A 14,306-nucleotide genomic window follows, 5' to 3' on the forward strand; every position below is an offset into this window, starting at 1 on the left:
CGGCAGTGCCCAGGACGACGGACGGAGACGGGACGCCCGTCCCGCAGCGGCTGCTGGCCGCCGCCACCCGGCTCTTCGCGGAGCAGGGCTACGACCGCACCTCCGTGCAGGAGATCGTGGAGGCGGCCGGCGTCACCAAGGGGGCGCTGTACCACTACTTCGGCTCCAAGGACGACCTGCTGCACGAGGTGTACGCGCGCGTGCTGCGCCTCCAGCAGGAGCGGCTGGACACCTTCGCGAACGCCGACGAGCCGGTGGAGAAGCGGCTCAGGGACGCGGCGGCGGACGTCGTCGTCACCACGATCGACAACCTCGACGACGCGATGATCTTCTTCCGGTCCATGCACCACCTGAGCCCGGAGAAGAACAAGCAGGTCCGCGCCGAGCGCCGGCGCTACCACGAGCGTTTCCGCGCGCTCGTGGAGGAGGGCCAGAAGGCGGGCGTGTTCTCCACAGCGACCCCGGCCGACCTGGTCGTGGACTACCACTTCGGTTCGGTCCACCACCTGTCGACGTGGTACCGGCCGGACGGCCCGATGGGCCCGCAGGAGGTGGCCGACCACCTGGCCGACCTGCTGCTGCGGGCCCTGCGGCCCTAAGGCCCTGCCGTTTGGATCATCCCGGCGTCGCGGGGCCTGGCACGCACATCTGCCGCGTTGTCGTCGGTTGCCCGGCGGACCCCAGAGGCCGGGGCCTCTGGGGTGCCCGCGGCCTCAGAGGTACTTCTTCAGCTCCCGGCGGGCCAGCGACCGCTGGTGGACCTCGTCCGGGCCGTCGGCGAGCATCAGCGTGCGGGCGCTCGCGTACAGCTCGGCCAGCGGGAAGTCCTGGCTCACCCCGCCCGCGCCGTGCAGCTGGATCGCCCGGTCCAGGATGCCGACCACCGCGCGCGGTGTGGCGATCTTGATGGCCTGGATCTCCGTGTGGGCGCCCTTGTTGCCGACGGTGTCCATCAGCCAGGCCGTCTTCAGCACCAGCAGCCGCAGCTGCTCGACGGTGACCCGGGCGTCGGCGATCCAGTTCTGGACCACTCCCTGCTGGGCCAGCGCCTTGCCGAACGCCGTACGGCTCACGGCCCGCCGGCACATCAGCTCGATCGCCCGCTCGGCCATCCCGATCAGCCGCATGCAGTGGTGGATGCGGCCGGGGCCGAGCCGGGCCTGCGCGATGGCGAAGCCGCCGCCCTCCTCGCCGACGAGGTTCGCCACGGGCACGCGCGCGTGGTCGAAGACGACCTCGGCGTGGCCGCCGTGCGAGTGGTCCTCGTAGCCGAAGACCCGCATCGCGCGCCGCACGGTGACGCCCGGCGTGTCGCGCGGGACCAGGACCATGGACTGCTGGCGGCGGATGTCCGCCCCGTCCGGGTCCGTCTTGCCCATCACGATGAAGATCCTGCAGTCCGGGTTCATCGCCCCGGAGATGTACCACTTGCGGCCCGTGACGACGTACTCGTCGCCGTCCCGCTCGATGTGCGTGGTGATGTTGGTGGCGTCCGAGGACGCCACCTCCGGCTCGGTCATCGCGAACGCCGAGCGGATCTCACCGGCCAGCAGCGGCTCCAGCCACTGCTTCCTCTGCTCCTCGGTGCCGAACTGCGCCAGCACCTCCATGTTCCCGGTGTCGGGCGCGGCGCAGTTGGTCGCGGTCGGCGCCAGGTGCGGGGAACGGCCGGTGATCTCGGCGAGCGGCGCGTACTGGAGGTTGGTCAGCCCGGCGCCGTACTCGGCGTCCGGGAGGAAGAGGTTCCACAGACCCTGCCTGCGGGCCTCGGCCTTCAGCTCCTCGACCACGGCCGGCGTGTCCCAGGGGGAGGCCAGCCGAGCCCGCTGCTCCTCGGCGACCGCCTCGGCCGGGTACACGTGCTCGTCCATGAAGGCGAGGAGCCTGCCGCGCAGCTCCTCGGTGCGCGCGTCGAACGCGAAGTCCATGCCGGTCAGCCTTCCTGAAGGGTCGTGAGTCCGTGGTCGATGAAGACGGGCACCAGGTCGCCGATGCGGTCGAAGCCGCGGCCGACCGTCTGGCCGAGCGTGTACCGGTAGTGGATGCCCTCCAGGATCACGGCGAGCTTGAACCAGGCGAACGCCGTGTACCAGGAGACGGCCGAGACGTCCCGGCCGGAACGGGCGGCGTACCGCTCGACCAGCTCCCGCGGATCGGGGTGCCCCGGCGCCTCGGCGGTCGTGGACACGGGCGAGTCGGGCATGCCGAGCGGCAGGCTGTACATCACCAGCAGACCCAGGTCGGTGAGCGGGTCGCCGAGCGTGGACATCTCCCAGTCGAGGATCGCCTTGATCGTGTCGTCCTCCCCGATCAGGACGTTGTCCAGCCGGTAGTCGCCGTGGACGACCGCCGGGGCGGGGGAGACGGGCAGCCGGCGGCCGAGGGCCGCGTGCAGCTCGTCGATGCCCGCCAGCTCGCGGTTGCGGGAGGCGTCCAGCTGCTTGCCCCAGCGGCGCAGCTGGCGGTCCAGGAAGCCCTCCGGGCGGCCGAAGTCGGCGAGGCCCACCTCGGCGGGGTCCACGGCGTGCAGCTCGACCAGCGTGTCCACCAGGGACAGCACCGCGTTCCGGGTGCGCTCCGCACCGAGCGGGGCGAGCTGGTCGGCGGTGCGGTACGGCGTGCCCGCCACGAACTCCATGACGTAGAAGGGCGCCCCGAGCACCTCCTCGTCCTCGCACAGCAGCAGCGGGCGGGGGACCGGCACCCGGGTCGGGTGCAGCGCGCTGATCACGCGGTGCTCGCGCTTCATGTCGTGCGCGGTGGCCAGCACGTGGCCGAGCGGCGGCCGGCGGACGACCCACTGCGAGGTGCCGTCCGAGAGCGCGTAGGTGAGGTTCGAGCGTCCGCCCTCGATCAGCCGTCCGGTCAGGGGGCCGTTCACCAGACCGGGGCGCTCGCGGTCGAGCAGGGCGCGCAGCCGGTCCAGGTCGAGACCGGGCGGGTGGTCGGCGCTCATACGTCACTCCTACGAACGGGCGAACAGGTCTGGACTCATGATGCCGACCGGTCGGTATGCCGTCCAGTGCACGCGGTGAAGATCGGGCGGAACGTGACCGGAGCCACGATAGGCCGACGGCCCCCGGGCGCGCCGCCCGGAAGCCGTCGCCGTTCTTCCCCGGTGGGTCAGTGGTCGTCCCAGTGGTCCCCGTGCTCGGCGTGCCGGTGCCCGCCGTGCAGGTAGTCCACGTGGTCGCCGTGCGGCACGGCTTCGTGCCCGCACTCGTCGTGGTGCACGTGCTCATGGCCCTCGTGGACGGCGTGCCCGGCCGGCTCGCACTCGTCCCAGTGGCCCTCGTGCTCCCGGTGCAGATGGCCGTCGTGGACGTAGTCGACATGGTCGCCGTGCGGCACGGCTTCGTGCCCGCAGTCCGGTCCGTGGCGGTGCGTCGTGTGCTCGGCGTGTTCCTGGTGGACGGTGGTCATGGTGCTCACCTTCGAGGGGTGCGGGGTGCCTGACGTCGGAAGACTGCCACGCTGGAGCCGCATACCAGGACATCCCTGTCACGTGGCGGCTTCTCGGGACCGGCGTACCCGGCGGGGACCGAGGCACCGAGGGCGCGCCGGCCGGCCGCCACCGGCCGCGTCGGACCGGCCCCTAGAGCACCAGTACGGCGGCGCACACCGCCATGGCGACCGCGCACAGCACCGCCGCCGTCGCCTGGCGCGGGGCGAGGGCGGGCGGCGGGGTGCCGGCCGCCAGCGTGTGGATGCGCAGGTGGGCGACCCCCAGGAAGGCCAGGCACAGCCCGCAGCACAGCGCGCCCAGGGCGACCGCGCCGGCCGAGGCGCCGCCGTGCAGTGCCGCCCGCACGGCCAGTACGGCGGCCACGGCGGCCGACAGGGTCGTACGCCGCCAGGCCAGCCGGGTGCGTTCCGGCTGGAGCCCGGGATCGCGCCCGGCGCCCGGCTCCCCGGCGCTCATCCTTCCCACCCCACCAGGACCACCAGCACCATCGCCACGGCCACCACCGCGACGACCAGGCTCAGCAGCACGGGGAAGCGGGACGCGGGCAGGTCCTCGCCGCGGCGCATCGCACGCTCGCAGCGCACCCAGTGGTTCACCGCGCGCAGGGCGCACAGGACGCCGGCCGCGAGCAGGGCCAGCGCGAGACCGACCCGCCAGGCCCGGCGCAGGTCCGGGAGGAACTGGTCCACCGCGAATCCGCCGCCGATCAGCGCCAGCGCGGTGCGCAGCCAGGCGAGGAACGTGCGCTCGTTGGCCAGCGAGAACCGGTAGTCCGGGGTCCCGCCCTCGTCCCGCAACCGCTCCGGCGCGAACCACAGCCGGATGTTCCGTACGAATTCGCTCACGCGGCCGACCCTACCCGCCGGTCACCGGCCCGCCCGGAACGCCCGCAGCCGCTCGTAGGCCGCCAGCCCGTCCGGCACCCACTCCCACTCGCCGAGCCGCCGCGCGACCTCCTCCTCCGGCAGGAAGGCGTGCCACTGGACCTCCTCCGCCTGCGGCCGCACCGGCAGCTCGCAGCGGACCTCGTACACCGCCGACCACCAGCTGTTCCCGGCGCCGTCGTCGTAGAGGAACTTGAAGAGGAACTCCGGCCGGGGCAGCCCGGTCACGCCCAGCTCCTCCTCCGCCTCCCGCAGCGCCGCCTCGTCGTAGGACTCGCCCGCGCCGACGACCCCGCCGACGAACAGGTCGTACAGGGAGGGGAACACCAGCTTGGTCGCCGTGCGCCGGTGCACGAAGAGCCGGCCGGCCGCGTCCCGGGCCTCGATGAACACGCAACGGTGGCGCAGCCCGCGGGCATAGGCCTCGCCGCGCGCACTCCGACCGACGACCCGGTCGTGCTCGTCGACGATGTCGAGAATCTCGTCAGCAGGATTCATGCCGGTCATTCTCGACGGGAGGGTCCGGCTCGATCGCCCGGGGTCGCCTCGGCCGGGGGCGCCTGGACCGGGGGCGTCTCGATCCGGCGGGGGCCTGATGTTCGAGCGGGGTGCCTGGGCCGGGGAGGGTGCCCTGGAACGGGTGAGGGCATCTCCACCTGGCCGGGGGCGCCTTGTTCGGGCGGGGGTGTCTGGTCCGAGCAGGCGTGAGTCGACGGGGCGGGGGCGTCTCGGGCAGGACCGCCCGACCGGGACGGGGCCGTTCGGTCCGGCCGGGCTGCCCCGACCAGAGGCTGGCAACGTGTCCCCATGGGGGCGTGGCTCCCGGCCCGGGAGGGGGCAGGGGCCGTCGCGACCGGCCGGCCTCGTGTGAGCGGGGGTGCCCCGACGGGGCTGGGCGTCTCGTGCGGGCTGGGCCATGCGGGTGAGGCAGGGCGGGGCCGTCTCCGCCAGTTGGGGTCGCCACGGTCGGGCGGGGTCGCCACGGTCGGGCGTAGGCCGCGCCGTCTGGACAGGGCCCCCGGCCACGGGAAGCGGCAGGGGGCAGTGGGGCGGGTTCAGCGGCGTTGGAGGTCCCGGGGGCCCGGTTCCTGTTCCGTCGTGCCGCACGGCATCGCCGGGTGCAGGCCGAGCAGCACGATGCCCGCCACCACCGCCGCCAGTCCCGCCGCCTCCCCGGCCAGCGCGCCGACGTCGGTGCGCAGCCGGTCGCCCATGAAACCCACCCCGCACAGGATCCCGGCCAGCGGCTCGGCCGCCGTGAGCGCCGGCAGCGACATGCGCAGCGGGGCGGTCTCGAACGCGCTCTGCACCAGGACCAGACCGGTGACCCCGCAGGCCACCACCCCGTACGGCTGCCAGCCGGAGAACAGCTCGGTGAGGCCGCCGGCGGAGAAGCGGGTACCGCTCACCCGGGTCAGCGCGTCCTGGACGCCGTAGAGCAGTCCGGCCGCCAGGGCCAGCAGCACCGGACCCCAGCTCATCCGGGACCGCTTGGCGTACGTCGTCAGGACCAGGGCCACGCCCACCACCGCTCCGATGATCAGCCAGTGCCGCAGCGGATCGGTGACCGCCGTGCCGCCGCGCGGCTCGCCCGCGACGATGAACGCGCTCACGCCGCCCGCGAGGAGCAGCAGCCCGGCCCAGCCCTGACGCCCGAGCGGTTGCCCGGTCTGGTGCCGGGAGAGGGCGAGGGCGAACAGCAGGTTGGTCGCGAGCAGCGGCTCGACCAGGGAGATCTCACCCTTGCCGAGGGCGATCGCACCCAGCACCATGCCGGCCACCATCAGCCCGAGACCGCCCAGCCAGCGCGGTATCCGCATCAGGTCGATCAGCAGGCGGAAGGAGAGGAAGTCGCTGAGCGGTGCCTTCTGCGCCGCGTTCTGCTGGAGCACGAACCCGAAGCCCAGACAGCAGGCCGCGCTCACGGCGAGAAGGAGAACCAGAACCGACACGCTGTGTACCTCGATCATCCGGCCGTACCACGGGCGGTAGTGGCCGACTGTAGCGCTCCCGGGACGACATTGCCCCGGAAGTACCCGCAACCGGGCGATTGACTCGTCACGGTCCGGGTCCGACTCGCCATGCTCCGGGGCCCGGCCGCGCGGCGCCATGGCCTACGCCACAGAAGCCGGGGCGAGCGCCCCGGAAAACGAGATGGCATACGCCACAGGAACATTCCCGGCCCAGGCGGCCGTGACCGGGCCCACCTGCGTCGGGACGATCAAGTTCCGTTTCAGGAAGGGAAGTTGAAGCTCGCATCACCGCCGTTCCGCTTGACGTCGCCCTTGGCTGGGGGTTTGCTGTGCGTGATCGGTCGATGGCAGCCCGAGAAACAGGAAGTCACGCGGTGTCCCCTCTCCCGCCCCTGCTCGGCGCTCGCCGGGCCCCCACGGAACCGCCCGGCGAGACCGCCGGTGACGCTTCCGGGGCCTTCGACGCCGCCCTCGACGACGCGGAACTGCGCACCGCGCGGGACGCGTTGGCCCAGGGCCGGCGGCAGGCCGCCCGGTCCCTGCTGGTGCACACCGGGGACGACTGGGACCGCCGCGGCCACCGCCTCACCGCGCTCGCCCAGGACGCCCGCTCCGCCGCCTGGGCGACCGACTGGCTGGCCGCCGAACCCGGCTCCGCCGACGCCACCACCCTGCTCGCCCTGGCCCTGGTGCACCGCGCCGTGTGCGGCGAGGAGGAACCCGGCCGGGCCCGCGAGGCGTGCGACACGGCCGCCGCGCTGGTCCCCGACGACCCCACCCCCTGGCTCGGCCGGCTGCTGCTCGCCCGCGCCCTGGGCCCGGAGCGCGAGGTGCTCGCCGTCTTCGCCGAGCTGCGCCGCCGTCACCCCGAGCACCACCACGCCCACCACCTGCTGGTCGCCCGCCTCGCCGAACGACCCGCGGGCGGCCGTGCCGAGGCCCACGAGGTGTACGACGTCGCCGAGCTGGCCGCCGCCGAGGCCCCCGCCGACTCCCCGCTGGCCGTCCTGCCGGTCGTCGCCTACGCCGAACGCCACCGGGTCCTCGCCGCCACCGGCCTCGCCCCCGCCGGCCCCGCCGCCTGCGGGCACTGGTCCGGCCCGCGCGCCCGGCGCATCCTGCGCGCCTGCTTCGACTGGTGGCTGGAGTGGGAGCACGACGAGCACCCGCGCCGCCACGTGGACCTCAACCACCTCGCGTTCGCCCTGTCCTGCGCCGGCCGCCCGGCCGAGGCGGCGGCCCTCTTCCAGCGGATCGGCGCACACGCCACCCCTGCGCCCTGGTCGTACGCGCACCCCGACCCCCTGGCGGCCTTCCGGACGGCCCGCGCCCGCGCGCTCGGGCACGGAGACACCGGGGCCCGGGCGCCGTACACGACAAGCGACCCACGCACTAAGTGACGTACGGAAGAAGCGGTGCACGTAAGAAGTGGTTACGGAAATCTGACCAGTGGCCCGAACGCCTGGCCCCTCGCGGCCCCGAGTGCTCGAATGAACACGTGAACGCTGAACGATCCGAGGAACAGGCGCACGAGCGGGACGGCAGGCCCATCGGCCGCCGCGTCTTCCTCGGCACCCTCGGCCTGGGCGCGCTCGGCGTGGCCGCGGCACCCGCGCTGCAACGCGGCGTCGAGGGATTCCTCGGCGGCGTCGCCGGCAAGGACCCCACCGGCCTGACCGGTCTGCTGCCCAACGGCGGCGGCTTCCGCTACTACTCCGTCGCCGCCTCCGTGCCGCACAGGACCGCCGCGGACTACCGCCTCACCATCGACGGCCTGGTCGACCACCCGCGCGGCTACACCCTCGACGAGCTGCGCGCCCTGCCGCGGACCCGGCTGGTCAAGGACGTCCAGTGCGTCACCGGCTGGCGGGTCCCCGGCACTCCGTTCGAGGGCGTGCGCCTGTCCCACCTGCTCGACGCGGCGGGCGTCCGCTCCTCCGCCAGGGCCCTCCGCTTCACCTGCTTCGACGGCACCTACACCGAGAGCATCACCCTCGGCCAGGCGCGCCGTCCGGACGTGCTGGTCGCCCTGCGCATGCAGGACAAGGACATCGGCCACGACCACGGCGGCCCGGTCCGCCTCTACGTCGCCCCCATGTACTTCTACAAGTCCGCGAAGTGGCTCTCCGGCATCACCGTCACCGACCGGGTGGAGCCGGGCTACTGGGAGAACCTCGGCTACGACGTCGACGCCTGGGTCGGCCGCTCGAACGGACGCGACGATGAGCCTACGAGCTGAGACCCCGGCCCCGCCGAGCGCCCGCGTCCACCGCTTCACCCGCGCCGAACGCTGGGTGCACCGCGCGACGGCCGCGCTGATGGGCGTGTGCGTGGTGACCGCGGCCTTCCTCTACATCCCCCAGCTGGCGGTCCTGGTCGGCCGCCGGGAACTGGTCGTCCGGGTGCACGAATGCGCGGGGCTCGCGCTGCCGGTGCCGGTCCTGCTGGGCCTGGCCTCCCGCGCCTTCCGTGCCGACCTGCGCTTCCTGAACCGCTTCGGCCCGCACGACCGGGTCTGGCTGCGTGCCGCGCTGCGCCGCGACCGGCGCCCCGCATCGCGTCCCGCGGGCAAGTTCAACGCCGGCCAGAAGGTCTACGCCGCCTGGATCGCCGGGGCGACCCTGGTCATGCTCGGCACCGGCCTGATGATGTGGTTCACCCGGCTCACCCCGCTGATGTGGCGGACCTCGGCGACCTTCGTCCACGACTGGCTGGCCCTGACGATCGGCGTCGTCCTGGCCGGCCACATCGGCATGGCCCTGGGGGACCCGGAGGCGAGGCGGGGACTGCGGACGGGGACGGTGACGGGGGAGTGGGCGCGCAGGGAGCACTCCCTGTGGCGCCCGTGACGCCGGAACACCGACGGCTCGTTTCCCCGAGCGCCCTCAGAACTCCAGCAGCACCTTGCAGGACCGCTCCCGGTCAGCGGCGAGCGCGAACGCGGACTCGGCCTCCCGCACCGGAACCACAGCGCTGACCAGGCCGTCGAACTCGCCCCGGGCCGCGAGGAGTTCGAGCGCCTCGTCGAACTCGGCGTCGAACCGGAACGCGCCCCGCAGTTCGATCTCCCGGCTCACCACCAGGTTCCCGGCGAACGGCGTCCGCCCGGCCGGCAGCATCCCGAGCTGGACGACCACGCCCCCGCGCCGCACCCGCCGCAGACAGGTGTCCAGACCGGCGGCCACCCCGGACGCCTCCACGGCCACGTCCACCTCCGCCGGCCAGCCGGGGTCGTCCGGATCGTCGGCCCGCACCAGCGTGTCGGCCCCGGCGACGGCCGCGTACCCCAGTGCCTCGGGCAGCAGGTCGGTCACCGTCACCCGTGCCGCGCCCGCCGCCTTCGCCGCCGCGACGACCAGGCACCCGATCGGCCCGGCCCCGGTGACCAGGACGTGCCGTCCGGCCACCTCCCCGGCCCGCCGCACCGCGTGCAGCGCCACCGACAGCGGCTCGGCCAGCGCGGCCCGGCGCAGCCCGAGCCCGTCCGGCAGCGCCCTCAACTGGACTGCGGGAACCGCCACTTGCCCCGCGAACCCGCCCTGCACATGCGGAAAGCGCGCCGCACTTCCCAGATAGCGCGTGTCGCGGCACACGTTCGCCCGCCCGTCGGCGCACTCCGGGCACGTCCCGCACGGCGTGGCCGGGTGCACGGCGACGGCCGTACCCGGGGCGGGACCGGTGGCCCCGGGGCCGTAGGACACGACCGTGCCGACCACCTCGTGCCCGAGCACCATGGGCTCGCGGAGCCGGAAGTCCCCGACCCCGCCGTGCCGCCAGTAGTGCAGGTCGGACCCGCACACCCCGCCGTACCTGACCGCCACCAGCGCCTCGCCGGGCGCGGGCCGAGGGGGCGTCAGCTCCTCCACCCGCAGCTCGCCCGCCCCGTGGATCACACACCCCAGCACGCCCGCCGCCCCTTTCACAGCACGCTCGTCATGCCGCCGTCGACGTACAGCACCTGCCCGCCGACGAAGTCCGCCGCGGGCGAGGCCAGGAAGAGCAGCCCGCCCACCAGGTCCTCGGTACGGCCCCAGCGCCCGGCCGGGGTGCGGCGGCGCACCCACGCGCTGAACTCCTCGTCCGCCACCAGGGGCCGGGTCAGTTCGGTCTCGATGTAGCCGGGGCCGAGGCCGTTGACCTGGACGCCGTACGGCCCCCAGTCGGCGCACATGCCCTTGGTGAGCATCTTCAGCGCGCCCTTGGTCGCCGCGTACGGCGCGATGCCGGGCCGGACGACCTCGCTCTGCAGCGAGCAGATGTTGACGATCTTGCCGTGGCCGCGTGCCGTCATCCGCCGGGCGGCCTCCCGGCCGACGAGGAAGGCGCTGGTGAGGTTGGTGTCCAGGATGCGGTGCCAGTCGGCGTCCGCGAACTCCAGCAGCGGGGCGCGCAGTTGCATGCCCGCGTTGTTGACCAGGATGTCGAGCGGGCCCACCCGCTCCTCGACGTCCGCGATGCCGGCGGCCACGGCCGGACCGTCGGTCACGTCGAACACCGCCGTGCGCACCTCGCCGGGAAGGCCCGCGGCGGCCTCGGCCAGCCGGCCCGCGTCGCGCCCGTTGAGGACCACCGTGCAGCCGGCCTCGGCCAGGCCCCGGGCCAGCGCGAGGCCGATGCCCCGGCTGGACCCGGTGACCAGGGCCGTGCGGCCGCTGATGTCGAAGAGGGGGTGAGCCGTCATCGCCGTACTCCTAGATGATCAGGGAGAGGAGCAGGACCAGACCGCCGGCGACCACCGAGATGATCGTCTCCATCACCGACCAGGTCTTCACGGTCTGCCCGACGCTCAGCCCGAAGTACTCCTTCACCAGCCAGAAACCGGCGTCGTTGACATGGCTGAAGAACAGCGAGCCCGCGCCGACGGCCAGGACGAGCAGGGCCGCGTGCGTGGTCGACATGTCGGCCGCGAGCGGCGCGACCAGGCCGGCCGCCGAGACCGTCGCCACCGTCGCCGAGCCGGTCGCCAGCCGGATCGCCACCGCGATCAGCCAGGCCAGCAGCAGCGCCGGGATCGACCAGTCCTTGGAGATGTCCAGGATCATCTGGCCCACGCCCGAGTCGATCAGCGTCTGCTTGAAGCCGCCGCCCGCGCCCACGATCAGCAGGATGCCGGCGATGGGCATGAGGCCCTTCTCGACGGTCTGCTGGAGCCGGTCCTTGGTGAACCCGGCGGGCCGGCCCAGCGTGAAGAAGCCGACGATCACGGCGGCGAGCAGCGCGATCAGCGGGGAGCCGACGACGTCGAAGACGCGCTGGGTGGTGTCCGTGGCGTCGTCGATGACGATGTCCACCAGCGCCTTGGCCAGCATCAGGACCACCGGGAGCAGCACGGTGGCGAGCGTCGCGCCGAAGCCCGGACGGCGCTCCAGCTCCTCCGAGGCGCGCTGCGGCAGCATCCGGTCGGGCGCCGGCACGTCCACCCAGCGGGCCGCGACCTTCGAGAACAGCGGTCCGGCGATGATGACCGTCGGGATGGCGACCACGATGCCCAGCGCCAGGGTCACGCCCAGGTTGGCCTTGACCGCGTCGATGGCGACCAGCGGGCCGGGGTGCGGCGGGATCAGGCCGTGCATCACGGACAGACCGGCGAGCGCCGGGATGCCGATGCGCATCAGGGAGTAGTTGCCGCGCTTGGCGACCATCAGCACGACCGGGATCAGCAGCACGATGCCGACCTCGAAGAACAGGGGCAGGCCGATCACGGAGGCGATCAGCACCATCGCCCAGGGCATGGCGCGCCCGCCGGCCTTGGCGAGGATCGTGTCCACGATCTCGTCGGCACCGCCGGAGTCGGCGAGCAGCTTGCCCAGGATCGCCCCGAGCGCGATCAGGACGCCGACGCCGGCCACGGTGGAGCCGAGTCCGGTGGTGAAGCTGGTGATGGCCTTGTCGAGGGGCGCCCCGGCGACCGCCCCGAGCGCCAGCGACCCGATGGTCAGCGCCAGGAAGGCATGGAGCTTGAACTTGGTGATGAGCAGGACGATGACGGCGATGCCCACCAGGACGGCTATGCCCAACTGGGCGTGTCCTGCGGAGGTGATCGGCGGAGGCGCGTCCGCTGCCAGCATCTCGACGCTGAGTCTGGTCACGGGGGTTCCCTTGCGGTTACGGGGGTGTTCTGACGGGCGCTACTGAGCGGTGCCCGCGGTGTCGGGAAGCAGGCCGAGTGCCTGTACGGCGCGCTCGGTGATCTCCTGGGGGCTGCCGCTGACGTCCACAGCGACTCCCGCCTCGTCCGGCTCCAGGGGCTGGAGCGTCGCGAACTGGGAGTCCAGCAGCGCGGTGGGCATGAAGTGCCCCTGGCGCTGCGACATCCGCTCCTCGATCAGCTGCCGGTCGCCCGTCAGGTGCAGGAACACGACCCCGGGGGCCACGGCCCGGAGCCGGTCGCGGTACGACCGCTTCAGCGCCGAGCTGCTGACCACCCCGCCCAGTCCGGCCCGGCCGTGCGCCCAGTGCCCGATGGCCTCCAGCCACGGCCACCGGTCGGCGTCGTCGAGCGGGATCCCGGCCGACATCTTGTCGATGTTGGCCTGGGGGTGGAAGTCGTCGCCCTCGGCGTACGGCACGCCCAGCCGCGCGGCGAGCAAGGGACCGATCGTGGTCTTGCCCGTCCCCGCGACGCCCATCACGACGACGACCTGGGGGGTTCGCATCACTGCCTCGCTGTCTTCCTCGACATCGACGCCACTGCGGCGTCGCCACACTGAAACCCATTAGGTACGACGAATTCAAGAGTCTGTGACGTATAAGTCTGACTTTTTGTCGCTGTGATCCACGCCGTACGCTGAGTGCATGAGCACACCGGGCCGGGGGCTGCACGGCCATGTACTGGACACCCTCGGCCCCGCGATCACGGCGGGCGAGTACCCGCCGGGCAGCGTGCTGCGCACCGACGAGCTGGCCCAGCACTTCGAGGTGTCGCGCTCCGTGATGCGCGAGGCGGTCCGCGTGCTCGAATCCATGCACCTGGTCGAGTCCCGCCGCCGGGTCGGCGTCACCGTCCGCCCCAGGGCCGAGTGGAACGTCTACGATCCGCAGGTCATCCGCTGGCGCCTGGCGGGCGCCGACCGCCCGCACCAGCTGCGCTCCCTCACCGTGCTGCGCTCCGCTGTCGAACCCGTCGCGGCCGGCCTCGCGGCGCAGCACGCCACGGCCGAGCAGTGCGCCGAGCTCACCGAGTGCGCGCTCGGCATGGTGGCCAACTCACGCGGCCACAAGCTGGAGAAGTACCTGGTCCACGACATCGCCTTCCACCGGGTCGTCCTGACCGCCTCGGGCAACGAGATGTTCGCCCGCCTCGGTGACGTCGTCGCCGAGGTGCTGGCCGGCCGCACCCATCACGAGGTCATGTTCGAGGACCCCGACCCGGCGGCCGTCACCCTGCACGTCCAGGTGGCCGAGGCGGTCCGCGCGGGCGACGCGCCCCGCGCGCAGGAGCTGACCCGGCAGATCACCGTCGGCGCCCTCCAGGAACTGGACATCCTGGCGCCCTAGGGGCCTCTCGTTCGGATCATGCCGGGCTCGCGGGCCCCGGCCGGGCTACTCGCCCGGAAAGTCCCCGTCCACGTACACCCACGCCCCGTCCACCCGCTCGAACCGGCTCCGCTCGTGCAGCGACCCGCCCCGGTAGGAGGCCCGGAACGTCACCGTGCCGGTGCCGTGGAAGGCGGACCCGTCGGCGGTGTCCAGGATCTCCAGCCCCGTCCACCGCACCCGCGGGTCGAGGTCCAGCCGCGCGGGCCGGGTCCGCGGATGCCAGGTCCGCAGCAGGTACCCCGCGTCCCCCTTGACGAACGCGCTGTACCGCGAGCGCATCAACAGCTCGGCCGTCGGCGCGGCCGCCGCGCCCGCGTGGAAGCGGCCACAGCAGGCGTCGTAGGACCGGGGGAGGCCGCAGGGGCAGGTGCGCGAGGTCATGGCCCACATTCTGCCCCCGGCAGGGGAGGCGTCCGCAGCGGGTCGGGTGCACAGTGGAAGTGC

Annotated in this window: 17 protein-coding genes; 5 read left to right on the top strand and 12 right to left on the bottom strand. The window is 73.3% G+C overall.

Annotation, left to right across the window (positions count from 1 at the left end; all coding sequences use genetic code 11):
* The first annotated feature begins 5 nt into the window (after positions 1–5).
* Complete coding sequence (locus tag AB0946_RS15950) at positions 6–599, top strand: TetR/AcrR family transcriptional regulator (protein WP_171157838.1); 594 nt, start codon at positions 6–8, stop codon at positions 597–599.
* A gap of 114 nt (positions 600–713) precedes the next feature.
* On the opposite strand, the gene AB0946_RS15955 is transcribed toward AB0946_RS15950, so the two are convergent.
* From AB0946_RS15955 to AB0946_RS15985, 7 genes are all read right to left on the bottom strand, one after another.
* Complete coding sequence (locus AB0946_RS15955) at positions 714–1,928, bottom strand: acyl-CoA dehydrogenase family protein (protein WP_366761201.1); 1,215 nt, start codon at positions 1,926–1,928, stop codon at positions 714–716.
* Positions 1,929–1,933: 5 nt separating this feature from the next.
* Positions 1,934–2,956, bottom strand: a complete 1,023-nt coding sequence (locus AB0946_RS15960) for a phosphotransferase family protein (RefSeq protein WP_366761202.1) — start codon at positions 2,954–2,956, stop codon at positions 1,934–1,936.
* Between the two features lie 167 nt (positions 2,957–3,123).
* Positions 3,124–3,423 carry a hypothetical protein gene (locus AB0946_RS15965; protein WP_366761203.1) on the bottom strand — a complete coding sequence of 100 codons (300 nt, stop codon included), beginning with the start codon at positions 3,421–3,423 and terminating at the stop codon, positions 3,124–3,126.
* 172 nt (positions 3,424–3,595) lie between these two features.
* On the bottom strand, positions 3,596–3,922 hold the full coding sequence (locus AB0946_RS15970; protein ID WP_366761204.1) for a DUF202 domain-containing protein: 327 nt from the start codon (positions 3,920–3,922) through the stop codon (positions 3,596–3,598).
* Positions 3,919–4,311, bottom strand: a complete 393-nt coding sequence (locus AB0946_RS15975) for a DUF202 domain-containing protein (RefSeq protein WP_171157846.1) — start codon at positions 4,309–4,311, stop codon at positions 3,919–3,921. The genes AB0946_RS15970 and AB0946_RS15975 overlap by 4 nt, the downstream gene beginning before the upstream one ends.
* Positions 4,312–4,332: 21 nt before the next feature.
* On the bottom strand, positions 4,333–4,848 hold the full coding sequence (locus AB0946_RS15980) for an NUDIX domain-containing protein (RefSeq protein ID WP_366761205.1): 516 nt from the start codon (positions 4,846–4,848) through the stop codon (positions 4,333–4,335).
* Between the two features lie 557 nt (positions 4,849–5,405).
* Positions 5,406–6,302, bottom strand: a complete 897-nt coding sequence (locus AB0946_RS15985) for a DMT family transporter (protein ID WP_366761207.1) — start codon at positions 6,300–6,302, stop codon at positions 5,406–5,408.
* A 413-nt stretch (positions 6,303–6,715) separates the two neighbouring features.
* Here AB0946_RS15985 and AB0946_RS15990 point away from each other — a divergent pair, with 413 nt between their 5' ends.
* The 3 genes from AB0946_RS15990 (at position 6,716) to AB0946_RS16000 (ending at position 9,172) form a co-directional block, all read left to right on the top strand.
* Positions 6,716–7,723: a hypothetical protein gene (locus AB0946_RS15990; protein WP_366761462.1), complete on the top strand. Its 1,008-nt coding sequence runs from the start codon at positions 6,716–6,718 to the stop codon at positions 7,721–7,723.
* A 98-nt stretch (positions 7,724–7,821) separates the two neighbouring features.
* Entirely contained in the window at positions 7,822–8,562 is a 741-nt protein-coding gene (locus AB0946_RS15995; RefSeq protein WP_366761208.1) for a molybdopterin-dependent oxidoreductase, read from the top strand.
* Positions 8,546–9,172 carry a cytochrome b/b6 domain-containing protein gene (locus tag AB0946_RS16000; protein WP_366761209.1) on the top strand — a complete coding sequence of 209 codons (627 nt, stop codon included), beginning with the start codon at positions 8,546–8,548 and terminating at the stop codon, positions 9,170–9,172. The genes AB0946_RS15995 and AB0946_RS16000 overlap by 17 nt, the downstream gene beginning before the upstream one ends.
* 36 nt (positions 9,173–9,208) lie before the next feature.
* Here the strand turns inward: AB0946_RS16000 and AB0946_RS16005 are convergent, their stop codons facing one another.
* From AB0946_RS16005 to AB0946_RS16020, 4 genes are read right to left on the bottom strand one after another with little or no spacing between them, the layout of a single operon-like run.
* The gene (locus tag AB0946_RS16005) at positions 9,209–10,228 is read right to left on the bottom strand and encodes an L-idonate 5-dehydrogenase (RefSeq protein WP_366761210.1); all 1,020 of its coding nucleotides are present in this window, start codon (positions 10,226–10,228) and stop codon (positions 9,209–9,211) included.
* Between the two features lie 14 nt (positions 10,229–10,242).
* The gene (locus AB0946_RS16010; protein WP_366761211.1) at positions 10,243–11,004 is read right to left on the bottom strand and encodes an SDR family oxidoreductase; all 762 of its coding nucleotides are present in this window, start codon (positions 11,002–11,004) and stop codon (positions 10,243–10,245) included.
* Between the two features lie 10 nt (positions 11,005–11,014).
* Positions 11,015–12,412: a gluconate:H+ symporter gene (locus tag AB0946_RS16015; RefSeq protein ID WP_366761212.1), complete on the bottom strand. Its 1,398-nt coding sequence runs from the start codon at positions 12,410–12,412 to the stop codon at positions 11,015–11,017.
* 39 nt (positions 12,413–12,451) lie between these two features.
* Entirely contained in the window at positions 12,452–12,979 is a 528-nt protein-coding gene (locus AB0946_RS16020; RefSeq protein WP_366761213.1) for a gluconokinase, read from the bottom strand.
* Between the two features lie 139 nt (positions 12,980–13,118).
* On the opposite strand from AB0946_RS16020, the gene AB0946_RS16025 reads away from it, so the two are divergent.
* Positions 13,119–13,820: a FadR/GntR family transcriptional regulator gene (locus tag AB0946_RS16025; RefSeq protein ID WP_225811073.1), complete on the top strand. Its 702-nt coding sequence runs from the start codon at positions 13,119–13,121 to the stop codon at positions 13,818–13,820.
* Between the two features lie 45 nt (positions 13,821–13,865).
* On the opposite strand, the gene AB0946_RS16030 is transcribed toward AB0946_RS16025, so the two are convergent.
* Complete coding sequence (locus AB0946_RS16030; protein WP_366761214.1) at positions 13,866–14,243, bottom strand: YchJ family metal-binding protein; 378 nt, start codon at positions 14,241–14,243, stop codon at positions 13,866–13,868.
* Between the last annotated feature and the right edge of the window lie 63 nt (positions 14,244–14,306).

It is taken from the genome of Streptomyces sp. NPDC046870 (genome assembly GCF_040704595.1).
GTDB classification, from domain to species: Bacteria; Actinomycetota; Actinomycetes; order Streptomycetales; family Streptomycetaceae; genus Streptomyces; species Streptomyces argyrophylli.